Annotated in this window: 22 protein-coding genes; 14 read left to right on the forward strand and 8 right to left on the reverse strand. The window is 72.1% G+C overall.

Features of this window, described 5'->3' with window-relative positions; translation table 11 throughout:
• The first annotated feature begins 13 nt into the window (after positions 1–13).
• From argJ to ACZ7LV_RS15535, 5 genes are all read left to right on the forward strand, one after another.
• Positions 14–1,165, forward strand: a complete 1,152-nt coding sequence (gene argJ, locus ACZ7LV_RS15515) for a bifunctional glutamate N-acetyltransferase/amino-acid acetyltransferase ArgJ (protein ID WP_471939605.1) — start codon at positions 14–16, stop codon at positions 1,163–1,165.
• Positions 1,162–2,076 (forward strand): acetylglutamate kinase, encoded by a 915-nt coding sequence (gene argB / locus ACZ7LV_RS15520; RefSeq protein ID WP_471939607.1) that lies wholly within the window; start codon positions 1,162–1,164, stop codon positions 2,074–2,076. Before argJ ends, argB begins: the two co-directional genes overlap by 4 nt.
• Positions 2,073–3,272, forward strand: coding sequence for an acetylornithine transaminase (locus ACZ7LV_RS15525; protein WP_471939609.1), 1,200 nt, complete (start codon positions 2,073–2,075; stop codon positions 3,270–3,272). Before argB ends, ACZ7LV_RS15525 begins: the two co-directional genes overlap by 4 nt.
• 7 nt (positions 3,273–3,279) lie before the next feature.
• Entirely contained in the window at positions 3,280–3,825 is a 546-nt protein-coding gene (locus ACZ7LV_RS15530) for an arginine repressor (RefSeq protein WP_471939611.1), read from the forward strand.
• A gap of 423 nt (positions 3,826–4,248) precedes the next feature.
• Complete coding sequence (locus ACZ7LV_RS15535) at positions 4,249–5,085, forward strand: class I SAM-dependent methyltransferase (RefSeq protein ID WP_471939613.1); 837 nt, start codon at positions 4,249–4,251, stop codon at positions 5,083–5,085.
• A 34-nt stretch (positions 5,086–5,119) separates the two neighbouring features.
• On the opposite strand, the gene ACZ7LV_RS15540 is transcribed toward ACZ7LV_RS15535, so the two are convergent.
• The 5 genes from ACZ7LV_RS15540 to ACZ7LV_RS15560 form a co-directional block, all read right to left on the reverse strand.
• On the reverse strand, positions 5,120–5,920 hold the full coding sequence (locus ACZ7LV_RS15540; RefSeq protein ID WP_471939615.1) for an FAD:protein FMN transferase: 801 nt from the start codon (positions 5,918–5,920) through the stop codon (positions 5,120–5,122).
• Positions 5,913–6,671, reverse strand: a complete 759-nt coding sequence (locus tag ACZ7LV_RS15545; RefSeq protein WP_471939617.1) for an FMN-binding protein — start codon at positions 6,669–6,671, stop codon at positions 5,913–5,915. The genes ACZ7LV_RS15540 and ACZ7LV_RS15545 overlap by 8 nt, the downstream gene beginning before the upstream one ends.
• Before the next feature lie 28 nt (positions 6,672–6,699).
• A complete protein-coding gene (locus ACZ7LV_RS15550) occupies positions 6,700–8,082 on the reverse strand; it encodes a ferredoxin reductase family protein (protein WP_471939619.1) in 1,383 nt (460 codons plus the stop codon).
• A gap of 79 nt (positions 8,083–8,161) precedes the next feature.
• Entirely contained in the window at positions 8,162–8,875 is a 714-nt protein-coding gene (locus tag ACZ7LV_RS15555; RefSeq protein WP_471939621.1) for a L,D-transpeptidase family protein, read from the reverse strand.
• A 65-nt stretch (positions 8,876–8,940) separates the two neighbouring features.
• Positions 8,941–9,543: a pyridoxamine 5'-phosphate oxidase family protein gene (locus ACZ7LV_RS15560; protein ID WP_471939623.1), complete on the reverse strand. Its 603-nt coding sequence runs from the start codon at positions 9,541–9,543 to the stop codon at positions 8,941–8,943.
• A 263-nt stretch (positions 9,544–9,806) separates the two neighbouring features.
• Here ACZ7LV_RS15560 and ACZ7LV_RS15565 point away from each other — a divergent pair, with 263 nt between their 5' ends.
• From ACZ7LV_RS15565 to ACZ7LV_RS15585, 5 genes are all read left to right on the forward strand, one after another.
• Positions 9,807–11,000 (forward strand): argininosuccinate synthase, encoded by a 1,194-nt coding sequence (locus ACZ7LV_RS15565; protein ID WP_471939625.1) that lies wholly within the window; start codon positions 9,807–9,809, stop codon positions 10,998–11,000.
• Between the two features lie 125 nt (positions 11,001–11,125).
• Entirely contained in the window at positions 11,126–12,556 is a 1,431-nt protein-coding gene (gene argH, locus ACZ7LV_RS15570) for an argininosuccinate lyase (RefSeq protein WP_471939627.1), read from the forward strand.
• A gap of 240 nt (positions 12,557–12,796) precedes the next feature.
• On the forward strand, positions 12,797–13,768 hold the full coding sequence (locus ACZ7LV_RS15575) for an aldo/keto reductase (RefSeq protein ID WP_471939629.1): 972 nt from the start codon (positions 12,797–12,799) through the stop codon (positions 13,766–13,768).
• 92 nt (positions 13,769–13,860) lie between these two features.
• Positions 13,861–14,412 carry a TetR/AcrR family transcriptional regulator gene (locus ACZ7LV_RS15580; RefSeq protein ID WP_471939631.1) on the forward strand — a complete coding sequence of 184 codons (552 nt, stop codon included), beginning with the start codon at positions 13,861–13,863 and terminating at the stop codon, positions 14,410–14,412.
• Positions 14,409–15,941, forward strand: coding sequence for an MFS transporter (locus tag ACZ7LV_RS15585; protein WP_471939633.1), 1,533 nt, complete (start codon positions 14,409–14,411; stop codon positions 15,939–15,941). Before ACZ7LV_RS15580 ends, ACZ7LV_RS15585 begins: the two co-directional genes overlap by 4 nt.
• A 339-nt stretch (positions 15,942–16,280) precedes the next feature.
• On the opposite strand, the gene ACZ7LV_RS15590 is transcribed toward ACZ7LV_RS15585, so the two are convergent.
• Positions 16,281–16,955: a lysophospholipid acyltransferase family protein gene (locus tag ACZ7LV_RS15590; protein WP_401677619.1), complete on the reverse strand. Its 675-nt coding sequence runs from the start codon at positions 16,953–16,955 to the stop codon at positions 16,281–16,283.
• Between the two features lie 380 nt (positions 16,956–17,335).
• On the opposite strand from ACZ7LV_RS15590, the gene ACZ7LV_RS15595 reads away from it, so the two are divergent.
• The 3 genes from ACZ7LV_RS15595 (at position 17,336) to ACZ7LV_RS15605 (ending at position 19,644) form a co-directional block, all read left to right on the forward strand.
• Complete coding sequence (locus tag ACZ7LV_RS15595) at positions 17,336–18,502, forward strand: glycerophosphodiester phosphodiesterase (RefSeq protein WP_471939635.1); 1,167 nt, start codon at positions 17,336–17,338, stop codon at positions 18,500–18,502.
• Positions 18,503–18,595: 93 nt separating this feature from the next.
• Positions 18,596–19,102 carry a sigma-70 family RNA polymerase sigma factor gene (locus ACZ7LV_RS15600; protein WP_471939637.1) on the forward strand — a complete coding sequence of 169 codons (507 nt, stop codon included), beginning with the start codon at positions 18,596–18,598 and terminating at the stop codon, positions 19,100–19,102.
• A gap of 44 nt (positions 19,103–19,146) precedes the next feature.
• Positions 19,147–19,644 carry a GNAT family N-acetyltransferase gene (locus tag ACZ7LV_RS15605; RefSeq protein ID WP_471939639.1) on the forward strand — a complete coding sequence of 166 codons (498 nt, stop codon included), beginning with the start codon at positions 19,147–19,149 and terminating at the stop codon, positions 19,642–19,644.
• On the opposite strand, the gene ACZ7LV_RS15610 is transcribed toward ACZ7LV_RS15605, so the two are convergent.
• A complete protein-coding gene (locus ACZ7LV_RS15610; RefSeq protein ID WP_471939641.1) occupies positions 19,626–20,066 on the reverse strand; it encodes a hypothetical protein in 441 nt (146 codons plus the stop codon). The two genes, ACZ7LV_RS15605 and ACZ7LV_RS15610, sit on opposite strands and share 19 nt — an antisense overlap.
• The gene (locus ACZ7LV_RS15615) at positions 20,047–20,406 is read right to left on the reverse strand and encodes a hypothetical protein (RefSeq protein WP_401677603.1); all 360 of its coding nucleotides are present in this window, start codon (positions 20,404–20,406) and stop codon (positions 20,047–20,049) included. The genes ACZ7LV_RS15610 and ACZ7LV_RS15615 overlap by 20 nt, the downstream gene beginning before the upstream one ends.
• 69 nt (positions 20,407–20,475) lie before the next feature.
• On the opposite strand from ACZ7LV_RS15615, the gene ACZ7LV_RS15620 reads away from it, so the two are divergent.
• Positions 20,476–21,126 carry an HAD family hydrolase gene (locus ACZ7LV_RS15620; protein WP_471939643.1) on the forward strand — a complete coding sequence of 217 codons (651 nt, stop codon included), beginning with the start codon at positions 20,476–20,478 and terminating at the stop codon, positions 21,124–21,126.
• Positions 21,127–21,244: the final 118 nt, after the last annotated feature.

The raw sequence follows: 21,244 nt of genomic DNA on the forward strand, positions 1-21,244 counted from the left end.
ACGAGGAGACGCAGTGAGTGTCACGGCAGCCAAGGGATTCACCGCGGCCGGCATCGCCGCCGGGATCAAGGAGAACGGCAACCCGGACCTGGCCCTCGTGGTCAACGACGGGCCCCGCCGCGCCGCCGCGGGCGTCTTCACCTCCAACCGGGTCAAGGCCGCGCCCGTGCTCTGGTCCGAGCAGGTCCTGAAGAGCGGCCAGGTGTCCGTCGTCGTCCTCAACTCCGGGGGCGCCAACGCCTGTACCGGACCGAAGGGCTTCCAGGACACGCACACCACCGCCGAGAAGGCTGCCGAGGTGCTCGGCAGGGGCGCGATCGAGGTCGCCGTCTGCTCCACCGGCCTCATCGGCGTGCTGCTCCCGATGGACAAGCTGCTCCCCGGCGTCGAGGCGGCCGCCGCCCAGCTCTCCGAGCACGGCGGCGAGAAGGCCGCCATCGCCATCAAGACCACCGACACCGTCCACAAGACGTCCGTCGTCACCAAGGGCGGCTGGACCGTCGGCGGCATGGCCAAGGGCGCGGGCATGCTCGCCCCCGGCCTCGCCACCATGCTCGTCGTCCTCACCACGGACGCCGAGATGGACGGCCCGGCCCTCGACGAGGCGCTGCGCGCGGCCACCCGGGTCACCTTCGACCGCGTCGACTCCGACGGCTGCATGTCGACCAACGACACCGTCCTGCTCCTGTCCTCCGGCGCCTCCGGCGTCACCCCCGCCCACGAGGAGTTCGCCGAGGCGGTACGGCAGGTCTGCGACGACCTCGGCCAGCAGCTGATCCGCGACGCCGAGGGCGCCAGCAAGGACATCAAGGTCGAGGTGGTGGGCGCCGCGACCGAGGACGACGCCGTCGAGGTGGGCCGCTCGATCGCCCGCAACAACCTCCTCAAGTGCGCGATCCACGGCGAGGACCCCAACTGGGGGCGTGTCCTGTCCGCGATCGGCACCACGTCCGCCGCCTTCGAGCCCGACCGGCTGAACGTCGCCATCAACGGCGTCTGGGTCTGCAAGAACGGCGGTGTCGGCGAGGACCGCGAGAAGGTCGACATGCGCTACCGCGAGGTGCACATCGTCGCCGACCTCGCCGCCGGCTCCGAGACCGCCACGATCTGGACCAACGACCTCACCGCCGACTACGTCCACGAGAACAGCGCCTACTCCTCATGAGCAACCCACCCGCGCGCAGGCACACCGCGCTCCCCAAGGCCCAGATCCTCATCGAGGCGCTGCCCTGGCTGGTCCGCCACAACGGCAGAACCGTCGTCATCAAGTTCGGCGGCAACGCCATGGTCGACGAGGAGCTGAAGGCCGCGTTCGCCCAGGACGTCGTGTTCCTGCACCACGCCGGCCTCAAGCCGGTCGTCGTGCACGGCGGCGGCCCGCAGATCAGCGCCGCCCTCGACCGGCACGGCATCGTCAGCGAGTTCAAGGCGGGCCTGCGCGTCACCACCGAGGACGCCATGGACGTCGTCCGCATGGTGCTGGCCGGGCAGGTGCAGCGCGAGCTGGTCGGGCTGCTCAACCAGCACGGGCCGCTGGCCGTCGGCATCACCGGCGAGGACGCCCACACCATGACGGCCACCAAGCACCGGCCCCGGATCGACGGCGAGCTCGTCGACATCGGGCGGGTCGGCGAGATCACCGCGATCGACACGGGCGCGATCGAGGCACTGCTCGCGGACGGCCGGATCCCGGTCGTGTCGTCGATCGCCCGTTCCGAGGACGACGGACATGTCTACAACGTCAATGCTGATACGGCGGCTGCGGCACTCGCTGCTGCGCTGGGCGCCGAGACCCTCATGGTCCTCACCGACGTCGAGGGCCTCTACGAGGACTGGCCGCACAGCGACGAGGTGATCAGCCGCCTCACCGCCACCCAGCTGGAGAAACTGCTGCCCGAGCTGTCGTCCGGCATGGTGCCGAAGATGGAGGGCTGCCTGCACGCGGTGCGCCACGGCGTCACCACCGCCCGGGTCATCGACGGGCGCGTCCAGCACTCGATCCTGCTGGAGATCTTCACCGACGAGGGCATCGGCACGATGGTCGTGCCGGACGCGCCAGAGGGGGACACCGAATGAGTGCCAACCAGGAACTGACCGCGCGCTGGCAGGACGCGCTCATGAACAACTACGGCACCCCGCGGCTGCCGCTGGTGCGCGGCGCGGGCGCGCGGCTGTGGGACGCCGACGGCAAGGAGTACCTCGACTTCGTCGGCGGCATCGCGGTCAACGCGCTCGGGCACGCCCACCCCGCCGTCGTCGAGGCGGTCAGCAGGCAGATCGCGTCCCTCGGACACGTCTCCAACCTGTTCGTCGCCGAGCCGCCCGTGGCGCTCGCCGAACGCCTCCTCCAGCTGTTCGGCCGGGACGGCAAGGTCTACTTCTGCAACTCCGGCGCCGAGGCCAACGAAGGTGCCTTCAAGATCGGCCGACTGACCGGCCGGACCCACATGGTCGCCACCGAGGGCGGCTTCCACGGCCGCACCATGGGCGCCCTCGCGCTGACCGGCCAGCCCGCCAAGCAGACCCCGTTCCTGCCGCTGCCCGGTGACGTCACCCACGTTCCGTACGGCGACGCGCAGGCGTTGGCCGCCGCGGTCACCGACCGGACGGCACTCGTCGTCATCGAGCCCGTCCAGGGCGAGAACGGCGTCGTGGTCCCGCCCGCCGGCTATCTGAAGGCGGCCCGCGCGATCACCGCCGCCACCGGCTCGCTGCTGGTGCTCGACGAGGTGCAGACCGGCGTCGGACGGACCGGCCACTGGTTCGAGTACCAGGCGCACGAGGGCGTCCTGCCGGACGTCGTCACGCTCGCGAAGGGCCTCGGCGGCGGCCTGCCGCTGGGCGCCACGGTGGCCTTCGGACGGGCGGCCGAGCTGCTCCGGCCCGGCCAGCACGGCACGACCTTCGGCGGCAACCCCGTCGCCTGCGCCGCCGGACTCGCCGTGCTCGACACCATCGCGAGCGAGGGGCTGCTGGAGAACGTCAAGCGGCAGAGCGAGAGGTTGCGGGAAGGAATCGAGTCCCTGAACCATGGATTGATCGACCATGTCCGGGGTGCGGGGCTCCTCCTGGGTATCGTGCTCACCAAGCCGCTCGCGCCGCAGGTCCAGCAGGCGGCCCAGGACGCCGGTCTTCTGGTGAACGCGCCCGCCCCCGACGTCGTACGGCTCATGCCGCCGCTGAACCTCGGCGACGACGAGGTGGAGGCGCTGCTCCGGGCGCTGCCCGGTGTCCTCGACGCAAGTCACGGGGACGGACGAGCCGGAGAATGAGACGACGATGAGCCAGGCGCAGGACAACGGGCACGCGGGAGTCAACGGGCCTGCGGTGCCGCAGACCCGCACCGCACGCCATCGCCGGATCGTGGACATCCTCAACCGGCAACCGGTGCGCTCCCAGAGCCAGCTGGCGAAGCTGCTCGCCGACGACGGGCTGACCGTCACCCAGGCGACGCTCTCCCGCGACCTCGACGAGCTGAACGCGGTGAAGATCCGCAACACCGACGGCGACCTGATCTACGCGGTGCCCAGCGAGGGCGGCTTCCGCACCCCGCGCGCCCCGCTGGGAGGGTCGGCCAAGGAGGAGCGGATGCGGCGGCTCTCCCAGGAACTGCTCATCTCCGCCGAGGCGTCCGCCAACCTCGTGGTCCTGCGCACCCCGCCGGGCGCGGCCCAGTTCCTCGCCTCGGCCATCGACCAGGCCGAACTGCACGACATCCTGGGCACGATCGCCGGTGACGACACGCTGCTGCTGATCAGCCGTCAGCCGGACGGGGGGCAGGCGCTCGCCGACCATCTGCTGCGGCTGGCGCAGAACGCCCACTGAGCCGGGCCCGCGGCACGCCCGTCGCCCCCGACTCCGCCGCCCGCAGCAGGCGGCGGAAGGCCGGGCACTCCCCGTGGCGCGGGGCAGGAGGCCGCGTGCCGCAGTCCGTCCCGCATCCCCGCCGGCCGCCGGACCGTGCCGTCCCGCTCGTCGGCCTTCGCGAGCGGCGTGGGCCGGTCGAGCCGGGACCGCCCGTCGGGCGCGAACATCAGCGCGCTCTCGTCGAGCCAGAAACCGGCGGCGCGGCCCATCGCGCTCAGCGCGGGCCGCCGCGGCACCCCGGGATCGAAGACCCGCCGGACGGCCCGTTGCCCGGTGGAGGAGATCTAGCCCTTCTTGACCTCAAGCCGATGTGAACTGGCACCGTACGCGCAGGACATGTCGACGCCAAGCGCGGGTCGACAGCGAGCGAGGGGAGAGGCCATGACCGCCGAAGGCCGCGACGCGCAGGCACTGAAGGCGCTGTGGAGCGGGACCGCCGGGCGCAACTGGGTCGCGGCGCAGGACCTGATGGACGTGCTCTTCAAGCCGTTCGAGGCGGTGCTGGCCGAGCCGGTCGGCCCCGGGGCGCGCGTCCTCGACGTCGGCTGCGGCACGGGTGCGACGACCGTCGCCGCCGCCCGCCGGGCCGGCGCGGAGGGCGCCTGTGTCGGCGTCGACGTCGCCGAGCCGATGATCGAGGCGGCCCGGGCGCGCGCCGAACGGGAGGGTGTGCCGGTCCGCTTCCTCCACGCCGACGCCGCGACCCACGCCTTCCCGCCGGACGGCTTCGACGTGGTCCTCTCGCGGTTCGGCGTGATGTTCTTCGAGGACTTCGTCGGCGCCTTCACCCATCTGCGGCGCGCCGCACGGCCGGGGGCGGAACTGCGGCTCGTCGTCTGGCGGGGTCCCGAGGACAACCCCTTCATGACGACGGCCGAGCGGGCGGCAGCGCCGCTGCTGCCGGATCTGCCGCCCCGTGACCCCGAAGGGCCGGGCCAGTTCGCCTTCGCGCGGGCGGAACGGGTGCGCGGCATCCTCGACGAGAGCGGCTGGAAGGAGGTCACCGTCGCACCGCTCGACGTCAGGTGCGCGATGCCGGAGCAGGACCTGGAGCGCTACTTCACGCTGCTCGGCCCCGTGGGCCGGGTCCTGAACCAGGTGGAGGAGCCGACCAGGTCACGGGTGGTCGAGACGCTCCGCACGGCCTTCGCCCCGTACGTGGACGCGGGAGAGGCCGGCTTCACCGCGGCCTGCTGGCTGGTCGGCGCCCGGGCCTAGGACCGGTCCGGGCCTCTCCGCCCGGCTGCCGTGCTCACCCCAGCCAATCGGCCAGGCCGCCCGTGCACCACACCTCGTCGCCCGCCGTGATCAGCAGCGCCTCCACGTCCGGCAGGCACTCCAGCCAGGCCAGGCCGTCGCGGGCGCCCCTCGCGAAGGCGGCCGTCGCCCAGCAGTCCGCCCAGGTCAGGCGGGGGGCGACGACCGTCACCGCGAGCAGGTCGGTCACCGCCGACCTGCCGGTGCGCGGGTCCACGATGTGGGCGCCGCGCTCCGCGGTGCCGGACGTCGCGACGGCCAGTTCGCGGGCGCCGGCCGCGGAGACGACGGCCGCCAGCCCGCCGGGCCGCAGCGGATCGGAGACACCCACCCGCCAGGGGCGCTCCGCGCCGGGCACGCCGAGCAACTGCACGTCCCCTCCGCCGTTGACGCTGACCCCGCTCGCCCCTGCCGCCGCCAGCAGCCGCGCCGCCCGTTCCACGGCCCAGCCCTTGACGATCCCGGTCGGGTCCAGCCGGCCCTCGAACCTCGCGCTGAACCATCCCTCGCTGACCCGTTCCGCCTCGGCGGCCAGTTCCAGCACCTCGGCGACCTCGGGGTCGCACTCCGCGACGGTCGTCTCCGCACGCCCCAGCCGGGAGATCTGGCTGTCCTCGCGGTAGGTGCTGAACACCGCGTCGACCCGGTGCAGCCCCGCGACGGCCACGTCGAGGGCCGAGCGCACGGTACGCGGATCGCCGCCGCGGACGTCGAAGGAGAAGACGGTCCCCATCGCCTCCTCCGCCCGGCGCAGCGCGGCGGGAGCCGGGGCGGGCTCCGTCACCGGCTCAGCCACCGGCCTGGTCCAGCGCCGACTGCAGCGACTGCCGGTAGCCGCCGCTGGTGTACGTGGCCCCGGAGACGGCGTCGATGTCGGCGCTGCCCGCCGCGACGGCGGCCTGGTTGAGCCGGGGCACGGCGTCGGCGGTGACCTGGGTGCTCTGCCCGCCGCTGGGCGCCTGCACCGCCTCGGCCTGCGTGATCTTCCCGCCGCTGACGGTGATCCGGACCTGTACGGGCCCGTACTGCGTCTGGGCCACGGCTCCGGTGACCGTCCGCGCGGGCTGTGCCTGGCCGGATCCCTGCCCGCCCGAGCCGCCGCTCGCCGGCACCTTGTCCAGCGCCGACTGGAGGGACTCCTTGTAGCCCGCGCTCGTGTACGTCGCCCCGGACACCGCGTCGATCTGCGCGCTCTGCGCGGTCACGGCGGCCTGGTTGAGCCGGGGCACGGCGTCGGCGGTGACCTGGGTGCTCTGCCCGCCGCTGGGCGCCTGCACCGCCTCGGCCAGGGTGACCTTCCCGTTGCTCACGGTCAGCCGCACCTGCACGGGCCCGTACTGCGTCCGGGCCACGGCCCCGGTGACCGTGGCGGTGCCCGCGGCCTGCGCGCCGCCCTGGGGGGCCGCCGCGCCCGGCGGCTGCTGGGGCAGCGCCGCCGCGGCGGAGCCGGGGTCGCTCGCCGGCTTCAGCGACAGCAGCAGCACGATGCCGGACACGGTGGCGGCGGTGGCCAGCACGGCACGCCGGACGGGGTGGCTCTTCTTCATGGTTGCCGGTCTCCTGATGACCCGTCGCTCACATCTCGAACGACTCGTGATGGATACGGCGGGCGGGGACCCCCGCGCCGCGCAGTGCCTCGTACACGGACTGTGCGAAGCCGGGGGGCCCGCACAGGAAGACGTCGTGGCGCTCGATGTCCGGGATCTTCCGCTCCAGCGACTCCGCCGAGATGTCCGGCCGCTCGCCGTCCGGGCTGTTGACCGCGTACATGAGACGCGCGCCCCGCTCGTTGGCGATCTTCGCCAGCTCGTCCCACAGGGCCAGGTCCTGGGTGCTGTTGGCCCGGTACAGCAGCGTGATGTCACCGGCCGCGCCCGGCAGCGTCTCGAACAGCGCCCGCATCGGCGTGATCCCGACGCCGCCCGCGACCAGCAGCACCTTGCCGCGGCTGCGGCGCTGTGCGGTCAGCGCGCCGTAGGGTCCCTCGGCCCACACCCGGGTGCCGGGCTCGAGTTCGCGCAGCCGCGTGCTGTGGTCCCCGATCGCCTTCACGGTGATCCGCAACATGTCGGGGCGGGGCGCCGCCGACAGCGAGTAGGGATGGGAGCTGAACCGCATGCCCGGCGCCCGGAACCGCCACCGGAAGAACTGCCCCGCCTCCGCCCCCATCCGGTGCAGCTTCCGCCCGCTGATCAGCACCGACACGATGCCGGGCGTCTCCTCGACGACCGCCTCGACCCGCATCCGGTGCCGCATGTTCAGCCGGATCGGGGTGATGATCCGGAACCACACCACCAATGCGGTGACCGCGCCGTACAGCCCGTACCAGAAGGTCTTCGCGAGCGGTTCGACGGCGAAGTCGTTGCCGGTGCTGATCTGGTGCCAGAACGTCAGGTACACCGCGGCGTACGTCATCAGATGGACGTGGTACCAGGTGTCGTACGGCATCAGGCGGCGGACCGGGCCGATCGAGACGAGGCCGATGAGCAGCAGCAGTCCGGTGCCGACGGCGGCCTTGCCCATGTCCGGCAACTGGTTGACGGAGTCGACGGTCTGCTGGACGACGTCACCGAGGGTCTTGCCGGCCTGGAGGGCGTACCCCCACATGATGAGGAACACATGGGCGATGACCAGGCTCAGGGTGTACCGGCCGGTCATCGCGTGCCAGCGCGCCACCCGGTCGGAGCCCACCCGCCGCTCCAGCGCGGGAACCCGCGCCATCTGGAGCACCACCAGCGCCATCAGATACCCGGCGAGCAGCCCGGTGATCCGGCCGGCGTTGAGGATCCGCCCCGTGGTGTCGGCGACGGCCGGGGTGTTCCGCCACCACAGCCACAGCACCGCGGCGGCACCGGCCCCCACGGCGAGCAGCAGCGGGACGGCGGGGGAGCGGCGCGGGCGGATGCGGCGCATGGTCTGACGCCGGGCGGCGCGGCCGCCTGACAGCGTGGTGGTCACGGTTCCTCCGGGGACGGGGGCAACGGTTCGTCGTGGTCCCTTGGCCCAGAGATACGTGCGGTGGCGGCCGTGTGTTCAGTCAGTACCGGGTGATCGCGGTGGGTCCGCTCTCCGTGCCCACCGCGATGTGCGGTCTGCCGCGGGCCTTCGCCCACAGCAGGATCCGGCGCATGGCGTCCTCGGGCACCGCCACACAACCCGCCGTCGGCCCCGCGCCCCTGACGTGCAGGAAGATGCCGGCGCCGCGCCCGCGCACCGGCTTCGGGTAGTTGAAGCCGATGACCAGCGCGTGCGCGTACAGCGGTCCGTAGGCCACCAGGTGCTCGGCCTCCCGCGCCCGGCAGTCGGCGGGGCGGGGCTCGGTCCAGCGGTTGTAGGAGGTGGAGTCGTTGTCCTGGCACCACCAGGAGTCCTGCCGCACGGGCCGGTACGGGTACGTCGTGCCGGTCGGCGCCGCCGCGATGCCGAAGGCGTACGGCAGGGTGAACAACCCCGTGGGCGTGGTGTTCGTGCCCTGCTTGCGCGCGGCTCCCTCGACCAGCCCGTTCGCCCCGAAGCGGGCCGGCGCCGAACCGGCGCTCACCCAGTGCCCGTCCCGCCGGTCCCACCACGTCACCGTGCCCGTCGTGGCGGACGCGCCCGGCGCGACGGCGGTGATCAGCTGAGTGCCGGGACCGGTGTCGGCCATCCGGTCGGGCAGTGTGCCCTGCGGCGCGCGGGCGGCGCCGAGGAGGGAGGCGCAGACGAGGACGGAGACGGTGACGGAGACGGTGGTGGCGAGGGCGGGACGCATGCCCTCGACGCTAACGGCGGCCTCGGGCACCGGCAGTTCGGATGGTCCGTTCGGGCCGCGCACCCTCAGACCGGACGGTCCTCGCGCGTCAAGGGAGCCAGCGGCAGGGGCACCCCCGGCAGGCCGTCGATGCTCGAGGCGATGTGGTCCTTGCCCGCGAAGTAGGCGCTGAGCGAAGTGGTGTCCTCGCGCGCGAAGCGCCGGGCGTGCAGTTCGCGATCGCTGTCGTAGGTCATCAGCGGCACCGCGAAGCCGCAGCTGTCGCGGACCAGTTCCGCCGTCACGACGACGATCGCGCGCAGCCCGTGCGCGCCCGGGTCGATGTCCGGGAAGTGGGCGAGCAGCTCCCCGAAGCGCGCGTCGTCGCGGAAGACGGGCTCGCCGCGCCCGTGCACCCGGACGATGTTCGGCGGGCCCTGGAAGGCGCACCACATGAGGGTGATCCGCCCGTTCTCCCGCAGATGCGCGACCGTCTCCGCGTGGGAGCCCGCGAAGTCGAGGTAGGCGACGGTGAGTTCGTCGAGCACCACGAAGGAGCCCTTGAGCCCCTTGGGGGAGAGGTTGACCGTGCCCTCGCCGGAGAGCGGGGCGGTCGCGGTGAAGAAGAGGGGCTGCTCCTCGATGAACGTGCGGAGCCTGCCGTCGATGCGCTCGTAGCTCTTTCCCATGAAGTGATTATCGGCAAAGTTCGTTCGCCTGACTAACAGTTTCCGGAACTCGCTCCGTGGCCGCCCCGGCCGGCGCTCCCACGGGGCGGCCACCACGCCGTCCCGCCACCTGGTGGGGGTCCGGACGCGGTGAGGAGTACGGGCGAGCGACGCCGCCCGTTCAGCCGGGCCGCCCCCGCCCGCCGCCGGTGCCGGAGATTGACGAACCATGCAGGCTCCTGCATACTCATGCATGTCAGCGAATGCAGTGTGAGGAGAAACCCGTGACCGAGCGCGTCGTACTCGCCTACTCAGGCGGTCTGGACACCTCCGTCGCCATCGGCTGGATCGCCGAGGAGACCGGCGCCGAGGTCATCGCCGTTGCCGTGGACGTCGGCCAGGGCGGCGAGGACCTGGACGTCATCCGCAAGCGCGCACTGGCCTGCGGTGCCGTCGAGGCCGAGGTCGCGGACGCCAAGGACGAGTTCGCCGAGGAGTACTGCCTCCCGGCGATCAAGGCCAACGCCCTCTACATGGACCGCTACCCGCTGGTCTCCGCCCTCTCCCGGCCCACGATCGTCAAGCACCTCGTCGCCGCCGCCCAGAAGCACGGCGCCACCACGGTCGCCCACGGCTGCACCGGCAAGGGCAACGACCAGGTCCGCTTCGAGGCGGGCATCGTCGCCCTCGCCCCCGACCTGAAGTGCATCGCCCCGGTCCGGGACTACGCGATGACCCGCGACAAGGCCATCGCGTTCTGCGAGGAGAAGAACCTCCCGATCGCGACCACCAAGAAGTCGCCGTACTCGATCGACCAGAACGTCTTCGGCCGCGCCGTCGAGACGGGCTTCCTGGAGGACATCTGGAACGCCCCGATCGAGGACATCTACGAGTACACCCAGAACCCGGCGACCCCGCGTGACGCCGACGAGGTCGTCGTCACCTTCAAGGAGGGCGTCCCGGTGGCCGTCGACGGCAAGCCGGTCACCGCCCTCCAGGCCATCCAGCAGCTCAACGAGCGCGCCGGCGCCCAGGGCATCGGCCGGATCGACATGGTCGAGGACCGCCTCGTCGGCATCAAGTCCCGCGAGGTGTACGAGGCCCCCGGCGCGATCGCCCTGATCACCGCCCACCAGGAGCTGGAGAACGTCACCGTCGAGCGCGAGCTGGCCCGCTACAAGCGGCAGGTCGAGCAGCGCTGGGGCGAGCTGGTCTACGACGGCCTGTGGTTCTCGCCGCTCAAGCGCGCCCTGGACGGCTTCATCGACGAGGCCAACCAGCACGTCACCGGCGACGTCCGGATGACCCTGCACGGCGGCCGCGCGGTCGTCACCGGCCGGCGCTCCGAGGCCTCGCTGTACGACTTCAACCTCGCCACCTACGACACGGGCGACACCTTCGACCAGTCCGCGGCCAAGGGCTTCATCGACATCTACAGCCTGTCGTCGAAGATCGCCGCCAAGCGCGACCTCACCTGAGCGCATCAGGCCTTCGGGTCACCTCGCACGCATCAGCCTGACAGCCGCCTCCCCACCTGCAAGGGTGGGGAGGCGGCGGCACAGCGACGTCCGTGCCACAAAGACACCTCCGAGGAGCAACGCAAGTGAGCAGCAACAGCGGTGACGTACGGCTCTGGGGCGGCCGTTTCGCCGACGGTCCCGCCGAGGCCCTGGCGAAGCTGTCCGCGTCCGTCCACTTCGACTGGCGGCTCGCGCCCTACGACATCGCCGGATCGCGCGCGCACGCGCGAGTGCTCCACAAGGCGGGCCTGCTCACCGCCGACGAGCTGGGCCGGATGCTCGGCGGACTCGACCGGCTGGAGGCGGACGTGGCCGCGGGCGACTTCGTCGGCACCGTCGCCGACGAGGACGTCCACACCGCCCTGGAGCGGGGCCTGCTGGAGCGCCTCGGCCCCGACCTCGGTGGCAAACTGCGTGCCGGCCGGTCGAGGAACGACCAGGTGGCGACGCTCTTCCGGATGTACCTGCGCGACCACGCGCGCACGATCGGCGGCCTGATCGCCGACCTCCAGGACGCCCTGACCGGCCTCGCCGAGGCCCACCCGGACGTCGCCATGCCCGGCCGCACCCACCTCCAGCACGCCCAGCCGGTGCTCTTCGCCCACCACGTCCTCGCGCACGCGCAGTCCCTGTCCCGGGACGCCGAGCGCCTGCGCCAGTGGGACGAGCGGACGGCCGTGTCGCCCTACGGCTCGGGCGCCCTCGCGGGCAGCAGCCTCGGCCTGGACCCCGAGGCGGTTGCGAAGGATCTCGGCTTCGAGCACGGCAGCGCCGCCAACTCCATCGACGGAACGGCCTCCCGCGACTTCGCGGCCGAGTTCGCGTTCATCACGGCGATGATCGGGGTGAACCTCTCCCGCATCGCCGAGGAGGTCATCATCTGGAACACGAAGGAGTTCTCCTTCGTGACGCTGCACGACGCCTTCTCCACCGGCTCGTCGATCATGCCGCAGAAGAAGAACCCGGACATCGCGGAGCTGGCACGCGGCAAGTCCGGGCGTCTGATCGGCAACCTGACCGGCCTGATGGCCACCCTCAAGGCGCTGCCCCTCGCGTACAACCGCGACCTCCAGGAGGACAAGGAGCCGGTCTTCGACTCCATCGACCAGCTGGAGGTCCTGCTGCCCGCCTTCACCGGCATGATGGCCACCCTCACCGTGCACCGCGAGCGCATGGAGGAGCTGGCGCCGGCCGGCTTCTCGCTGGCCACGGACATCGCGGAGTGGCTGGTCAAGCAGGGTGTGCCCTTCCGGGTCGCCCACGAGGTGGCCGGCGAGTGCGTGAAGGCCGCCGAGGCCGAGGGCAAGGAGCTGGACGAGCTGACCGACGAGCAGTTCGCGAAGATCTCCGCCCATCTCACGCCCGAGGTCCGCACCGTCCTCGACGTCCCCGGCGCCCTCGCCTCCCGCGACGGCCGCGGCGGTACGGCTCCCGGCGCGGTCGCGATCCAGCTGGCCGAGGTGAAGGCGGACGTGGCGGCGCAACACCAGTGGGCGCGAGCGAAGCGCCGTTAGGGGGCCTGTCCGGCGGATCATGCCGGAATCGCGGTGCCCGCTCACCTGTGCTGATGAGGCACCGTTGCCCGCAGCCGCCCTGATCCGCCGGACAGGCCCTGGGGGCGCGGGGAACCGCGCGACAAGCCACGAGGCACCCGCACTCGCCACACCACCGGACAAACCGAATCCCGGGGCGAAGGTCATCCCGGGTTACGTTGGTCGACAGCCGCACCGCAGCCGACCGAAACGGAGCCCGCGATGCCCTTCGCCCGCCTCGCGTCAGCGACGACCCCGACCTGCCACCTCGGCCTCGGCCTCGCCGCCGTCGGCCGCCCCGGCTACATCAACCTCGGCCGGGAGCGGGACCTCGGCGAGGACCGCGGTGTCGAGACGCTGCGCGCCCGCACCTACGAGCTCCTCGACGCCGCCTACGCCCAAGGCGTGCGCTACTTCGACGCCGCCCGCTCCTACGGCCGCTCCGAGGAGTTCCTCGCCGGCTGGCTGGGCGCCCACCCCGAGGCCGACGGCATCGTGGTCGGCAGCAAATGGGGCTACACCTACACCGCGGGCTGGTCCACCGACGCCGAGCGGCACGAGGTCAAGGACCACAGCCTCGCCGCCTTCGAGCGCCAGCGCGCCGAGAGCGCCGAACTGCTCGGCGACCGGCTCGACCTCTACCAGATCCACTCGGTGACCCCGGACAGCCCCGCCCTCACCGACAAGCAACTGCACGCGGCGCTCGCCGAGGCCGCCGCCCAGGGCATGACCATCGGCTTCTCCACCAGCGGTCCCGCGCAGGCCGAGGCGATCCGGGCGGCGCTCGCGGTGACGGTCGACGGCGAGCCCCTCTTCCGTACCGTCCAGTCCACGTTCAACGTCCTGGAGACCTCGGCCGCCCATGCGCTCGCCGAGGCGCACGAGGCGGGCCTCACGGTGATCGTCAAGGAGGGCATGGCCAACGGGCGGCTCGCGGAGCCCTACGCGCCGGGCGGGTTGAAGGCCGTGGCCGCGGAGACCGGCCTCGGCTGCGACGCCGTCGCCCTCGCGCTGATCCTCGCCCGCCCGTGGGCGGGCGTCGTCCTCTCCGGCGCCGCGACCACCGGCCAGCTCGCCTCCAACCTGCACGCCGCCGTCGTGGACCTCGACGAGGACCAGCTGGCCCGGCTCGCCGTCCTGGCCGAGGACCCGCGCGTGTACTGGGAGCAGCGCGGGCACCTGCCCTGGCACTGAGGACCGCACGCGGCACCTGCGCTCGACCTCGCATGTGAGGCACGCGTGCCCAGCATGAGACAAAGGCGTCTCACATGGGTTATAGTTGTCTCATGGCCGTCGATCGAGAACACGTCCTGCGGACCGCCGCAGCCCTGCTGACCCGCAAATCCACCGCGACCATGGACGAGGTCGCCAAGGCCGCCGGGATCAGCCGGGCCACGCTGCACCGTCAGTTCGCCGGGCGCGACGCGCTCGTCCGGGCGCTGGAGGCGCTCGGCCTCGCGGAGTGCGAGAGCGCCCTGGAGGCGGCCCGGCTCGACGAGGGCAGCGCGAGCGAGGCGGTACGCCGGCTGGTGCGGGAGATCGAACCCGCGGCCGGACTCGTCGCCTTCCTCTACACGGAGAACCAGCTGTTCGAAGGGGACGAGCAGAACGCGGGCTGGGACCGGCTCGACGCCCGGATCTCGGCACTGTTCCGGCGCGGCCAGGACACCGGAGAGTTCCGCATCGACCTGACCCCCACCTGGCTCACCGAGGCCCTCTACGGCCTGATCGCAGCCGCCGCCTGGTCCGTCCACGACGGCAGGGTGGCCGCGAACGACTTCCAGAACATGATCGTCGAGCTGCTGCTCGGCGGCGCCACCCGGAGAGAGGAATCATGACCAGCACCCTGCGGCCGGCGAACCCGAACGGGGCGGTGAGGCGCCCCGGCCGTTGGCTCGCGCTGTCCGTGCTCGTGCTCGCCGTGCTGCTGGTGGCCGTCGACGCCACCGTGCTCGGCCTCGCGACGCCCTACATATCCGAGGACCTCGCCCCGTCCGGCAACCAGCTGCTGTGGATCGGTGACGTCTACTCCTTCGTGATCGCCGGTCTGCTCGTCTCCATGGGCAGCCTCGGCGACCGCATCGGCCGCAAGCGGATCCTGCTGATCGGCGCCACGGCGTTCGGCGCGGTGTCGGTGCTCAACGCCTACGCGACCACGCCCGAGATGCTGATCCTGGCCCGGGCCCTGCTCGGTGTGGCGGGCGCGACCCTGATGCCGGCCACGCTCGCCCTCATCCGCAACCTCTTCCACGACCCGCGCGAGCGCAGCCTCGCCATCGGCATCTGGGGCGCCACCGCGTCGGCGGGTACGGCGGTCGGCCCGATCGTCGGCGGTTTCCTGCTGGAGCACTTCTGGTGGGGGTCCGTCTTTTTGATCAACCTGCCCGTGATGGCGGTCCTCGTCCTCGTCGGCATCAAGCTGCTGCCCGAGTCCAAGAACTCCAGCCCGGGTCCCTGGGACCTGCCGAGCGTCCTCCTCTCGCTGGTCGGCATGATCGCGGTGGTGTACGCGGTCAAGGAGGCCGCGACGCACGGGTTCGGCTGGCAGACCGTCGCCGCGGGCCTGCTGGGTGCCGTCGCGCTCCGCGGTTTCGTCCGGCGCCAGTTCACCCTGCCGGCCCCGCTGCTCGACATGCGCCTGTTCCGCAACCGCGGCTTCAGCGGCGCGGTGCTCGCCGACCTGCTGACCATCCTCGGCATGTCCGGCCTGGTCTTCTTCCTTTCGCAGTACCTGCAACTGGTGCAGGGCAGGCGTCCGTTCGAGGCCGGGCTGGCCGAACTGCCCGCCGCGATCGGCGCGGTGGCGGCCGGTCTGGTCGCCGGGCGGGCGGCCCGGCGGTACTCGGTGCGGGCGGTGGTCGCGGGCGGACTCGCCGCCGTCGGCCTCGCGCTGGGCGCGCTGACCCTGATCGACCAGCACACCGGCTATCCGCTGCTCGGCACGGCGCTGCTGGTCGTCGGTGTCGGCGCCGGGTTCTCGTTCACGGTCACCGCCGACGTGATCCTCGCGTCCGTGCCCAAGGAGCAGGCGGGCGCCGCGTCGGCCGTCTCCGAGACCGCGTACGAACTCGGCGCCGCCCTCGGCATCGCCCTGCTCGGCTCGGTCGTGACCGGCGTCTACAAGGGCTTCACCGCGCCGCCGGGCACCCCGGAGGCCGCCCACGAGTCACTGGGCGGAGCCGTGGAGGCGGCGGCGGGCCTCCCGGCCCCCACGGCCGAAACCCTGCTGGAAGCGGCCCGCCAGTCCTTCGTCGAAGGCCTGACCCTGGCCTCGGGCGTAGGCGCCTTGGTCCTCCTGGCAGCAGCGGCAGCAGCCTGGTTCCTCCTCCGCCACCAAACCCTGGAAGCCCCCCACCACCCCACGTAAACCCCCGAGCCTCAAAACCCCGCCGACGTCCCCACCCAGGGGCGCGGGGAACGGCGCGACAAGCCCCCACACACCCGCAGCGCCCCTCCGAACGCCCCGGCCCGAGCCTCAAAACCCCGCCGAGGTCCCCGACCCAGGGGCGCGGGGAACGGCGCGACAAGCCCCCACCCACCCGCAGCGCCCCTCCGAACGCCCGGCCCCGGGGCGGAGACGACCGAGCCTCAAAACCCCGCCGACGCCCCCGACCCAGGGGCGCGGGGAACTGCGCGACAAGCCCCCACCCACCCGCACCCGATCAACCGAACCGCACCCCCACGACCCCCCGGCCCACCAGCGGAGCTACGCCGCCTGCTTGGCCTTCGTGGCGTACATGTCCACATACTCCTGCCCCGACAACCGCATGACCTCCGTCATCACGGAGTCCGTCACCGCCCGCAGCACGTACCGGTCCCGGTCCATACCGTCGTAGCGCGAGAACTCCAGCGCCTCACCGAAGCGCACCGTCACCCGCGCCGGACGGGGAAACCCGGACCCGCCGGGCTGGATCCGGTCCGTCCCGATCATCGCGAACGGGACGACCGGAGCCCCCGTCATCAGCGTGAGCCGCGCGATGCCGGTCCGGCCCCGGTACAGACGGCCGTCGGGGGAGCGGGTGCCCTCGGGGTAGATACCGAAGACCCTGCCCTCCTCCAGGATCCGGCGCCCGGTCATCAGCGCCGCGACCCCGCCCTTGCCGCCGTCGCGGTCGACCGGGATCATCCCGACGCCGGTGAAGAACCAGGCCATCAACCGGCCCTTGAGGCCCTTCCCGGTGACGTACTCGTCCTTGCCGATGAAGAAGACCTGACGGTCGCAGACGAGCGGCAGGATCATCGAGTCGATGAACGTGAGGTGGTTGCCGGCCAGGATCACCGGACCGTCGCCCGGGATGTGCTCCACGCCCTCCACCCGAGGGCGGAACATCAGGCGCATGATCGGACCGAGCACTGCCTTGATGAGCGCGAAGCGGGACAACGGGCCCTCCGGGGTCAACGGTTTCGGTATGAGTCTGTGCAGGTGAGGACGATACTCGCGGCCCCCGGGCAAACGCACATCGGGGACATCGGGTTCACCGAGGTCTTACGCACTGTTGACGTGCGTTCACCTGCGGTGGCGTGTCGCAGCCTACGCGTAACCCGGCGGCGACGATGTGACCGACATCGCGTGGAGGCCGCTACGGACCGGCTACCCCCGCGCACGCCGCCGAAGCCGACGCCTCGTCACCTCGGCCGAACATACGGTCCTCATACGACATCCGTAGTCATCCACGCGTTCGAAATACAGCCTCCCGGCTGACACGTCGACACCCCTACGATCTGCCAGCACCATCGACGTTCACGGCAAGGAGGCCGCTGATGGCAACGCAGGAGTCGAACGAGCGGGAGCAGGCGCACACCGGGCGGCGGGCGCTTCTCGGTGCCGCAGTGCTCGGCGCGGGTGGAGCCGTCCTCGGCCTGTCCGGCACGGCGAGAGCCGACGCGCGTCATGGAGGCCGGGGAATGAAGAGCCTGCCCGTGCCGACGATCGTCGGCCACCGCGGTGCCAGCGGTTACCGCCCCGAGCACACGCTCGGCTCGTACCAGCTGGCCCTGGACATGGGCGCCGACATCGTCGAGGCCGGCGACCTGGTCCCCACCAAGGACGGTCACCTCGTCTGCCGGCACGAGCCCGAGATCGGCGGCACCACGGACGTCGCCGACCACCGCGAGTTCGCCGACCGCAGGACCACGAAGATGCTCGACGGCGTCTCCACCACCGGCTGGTTCACCGAGGACTTCACCCTCGCCGAGCTGAAGACCCTGCGCGCCACCGAGCGCATCCCGGCCAACCGCCCGCACAACACCCTCTACGACGGCCGCTGGGAGATCCCCACCTTCGAGGAGGTGCTCCGCTGGCAGGACGAGCAGGCCCGCAAGCGGGGCAAGGAGGTCTGGATCTACCCCGAGCTCAAGCACCCCACCTACTTCCGCAAGCTGGGCCTGTCCCTGGAGGACCGGGTCGCCAAGGTGCTGCGCAAGTACCGCAGGGACCGCTGGAACTCGCCGGTCATCCTCCAGTCCTTCGAGCCCACCAGCGTCCAGCGCCTGCACAAGCTGGTCGACAACCCGCTCGTCGTGCTGCTGTCCGGCGCCACCACCCGTCCCTGGGACTTCGTGGAGACCGGTGACCCGCGCACCGTCGCCGACCTGATCAAGCCGGCCGGCCTGCGGGAGATCGCCTCCTACGCCCAGGGCATCGGCCCGACCCTCGACCTGGTCATCCCGCGCGACGCCGCGGGCAACCTGACCCGGCCGACCACCCTCGTCGCCGACGCCCACAAGGTGGGCCTCAAGCTGCACCCCTACACGATGCGCAACGAGAGCCCGTTCCTGCCCGCGAACTTCCGCGAGGGCACCGACGCGGACGCCTACGGCGACGTCTTCGGCGCCTACAAGGCGTACTTCGCCACCGGCATCGACGGCATCTTCACCGACCAGCCCGACACCGGCCTGCTGGCCCGCGAGGACTTCGTCAACGGCTGAGCCGCCGCACCCCGCTCGGGGTGACAGCCGGCCGCCCGGGCAACCCACCGCCCGGGCGGCCGCGTCGTGCCGCATATGACGCACATGACGCACATGACGCACGATCTGCTCACCGCGCTGCGCCCCCTGCTCGCCGCCGAGGCCTCGGCCGAGGCGCACGCCACCGGCGCCGAGCCCGGCGACCTGGAACAGGCGGTCTGGCTCCGCCTGCTGGAACTCCTCGACTCCGGCGGCCCGCCCCACGACCCCGAGCGCTGGCTGCGCCGAGCCGTCCGCTCCGAGGCCCGCCGCTCGCGCCGTACGAACCGGCGCGAACGTCCGTACGAGACCGAGCCCGCCGACGAGGCCGACCCCACCCCGGAGCGGCGCGCCCTCGACGCCTCCCGTGCCCGCGCCCTGCGCGCCGCGGTGCGCGGACTGCCCGGCCGGTGCCCCGCCCTGCTGGAGGCGCTGATGTCCCCCAAGGACCTCACATACCGGGAGATCGCGGGGGAGTTGGGTATCTCACAGGGGAGTCTCGGGCCGGAACGTTCCAGATGTCTGGGATGTCTGCGGCGATTGCTCGCAGCGGAGGTTGCGGCTCACCGGGCACGGGGATAGGAGTGGGGGACAACAGGCAACAGGTGAGCGGGAGGCGTGCACACATGGGCATGAGCGTGATCATCTCCGAGGCGACCGACCAGGACGTCGAGCAGATCTTCAAGCTGCAGTACCTGTGCTTCCAGAGCGAAGCGGCGCTGTACGGCAACTACCGCATCGACCCGCTCGTCCAGACGCTTGATTCGGTCCGTCAGGAGGTCGCCGAGGACTGCGTCTTCGTGGCCCGGCTCGGCGACGAGGTGATCGGCTCGGTGCGCGGCGCGATCACCGACGACGGCGCGGCCTCCATCGGCCGGCTCTGCGTCCACCCCCGCCTCCAGGGGCACGGCATCGGCGCCCGCCTGCTGGGCGCGGCCGAGTCGGCCCTCGCGGAGCAGCGTGGCGCCAAGAAGTTCCGCCTGCACACCGGCCACCGCAGCGAGGGCAACCTCCGCCTGTACCGCAAGGTCGGCTACGAGACGGTGGGCACGTCGCAGGGCACCGACGGCGTACCCATGATCGTCCTGGAGAAGCAGGCAGGCGCCTACGTGGCGACGGCCTGAACCCTCCGTGCCTTCCGCAGCCACCACAGCGCCGAGACCGGCAACAGCACCGGGATGAACAGATAGCCCATGCCGAAGTCGGACCACACGGTCGCGTCCGGGAAGGCGCCGGGATCCACCAGCGTCCAGGTGCCGACGACCAGCACGCCCACCAGCTCGGCGGCGCAGCAGACCTGTGCCGCCCGGCGGGCCGTCTCCCCGCCGCGCACCAGCGTGCAGGTGATGAACCCGTACACCACGCCGGCCAGCGCCGACAGCGAGTAGGCGAGCGGCGCCCGGTCGAACTCCGTGGCGATCTGGTACGCGGACCGCGACACGGCGCCGACGACCATCACGCCGTACAGCCACACCAGCAGCACCCCGGGTCCGCTGATCAGCCGCGTCCTGGCCGTCGTGGCCACCTCAGCCTCCCCAGATGTCATAGAGCCGCACCTCCAGCACGGCGAGCACCACGCCACCCGCGGCGACCGTCACCGAACCCCACTTCGACCGCTCGGCCAGCGACATGAACCCGGCGGCCGGGATGCACGCGAAGGCGCCCAGCAGATACGCCACGAAGATCGTCGTCCCCTGGGCCGGCTCCTCGCCGCGCGCCAGCTGCACGATGCCGATCACCAGCTGCGCCAGCGCCAGCACCGACACCACGGCCATCCCGATGAAGTGCCAGTCCTTCGTCGGCTGGTCGCGGTACGCGGCCCAGCCGCACCACGCGCCGAGCAGCAGCGCGGCGACCGCGGTCGCCACCGTCAGGGCATCAAGCATGGGGCGACCCTATTACGGGCCAAAAGGCCTGATGCGGCCGCCCCCGGGCCGCCCCGTAGGGTCGAGGGCATGAAGATCCGCGCACAAGCCCTCCTGTTCGACAACGACGGCACCCTCGTCTCCTCCCTCGAATCCGTCCACCGCTGCTGGACCCGCTGGGCGGGGGAGTACGGCATCACCGCCGAGCGCTTCGCGCGGATCGAACTGCACGGCCGCACCGCGGCCGAGATAGCCGCCGACCTGCTGCCGTCCGAGGTCGTGCCGGAGGCCGTCGCGCGGATCGAGGCGCTGGAGGTGGAGGACGTGCCGCACGGCGGGGTGCGCCTGCTCCCCGGCACCCACGACGTCCTCACCGCTCTGCCCGCCGACCGCTGGGCCGTCGTCACCTCCGCCACCCGCCGGCTGGCCGAGGCCCGCCTCGACGCCGTCGGCATCCTGCCCAAGACGCTGATCGCCGCCGACGACGTGACCCGCGGCAAGCCCGACCCGCAGCCCTACCTGCTCGGCGCCCGTGCGCTGGGCGTCGACCCGGCCGCCTGCGTCGTGTTCGAGGACGCCCCCGCCGGACTGCGCGCCGGCCGCGCCGCCGGGATGGCCACCGTGGCCTTGGCCACAACCCACCCCGCCCACGAGCTGACCGCGGACCTGGTGGTCGAGGACCTGTCGGCCCTGTCCGTGCTGGTCACCGCCGACGGCGTGGAGATCTCCGCCCGGGGCTGAGCACTGTCCACCGCTGTCCGCAATGCGGACAGCGGTTCCTGATTGCCTCCGTACGTCTGCTTTACTGATCGCATGACCACGACGAACAGCCGCATCCCTGCGACCGAGGCGACCCGCA

Source organism: Streptomyces sp. NPDC107562 (assembly GCF_055657325.1).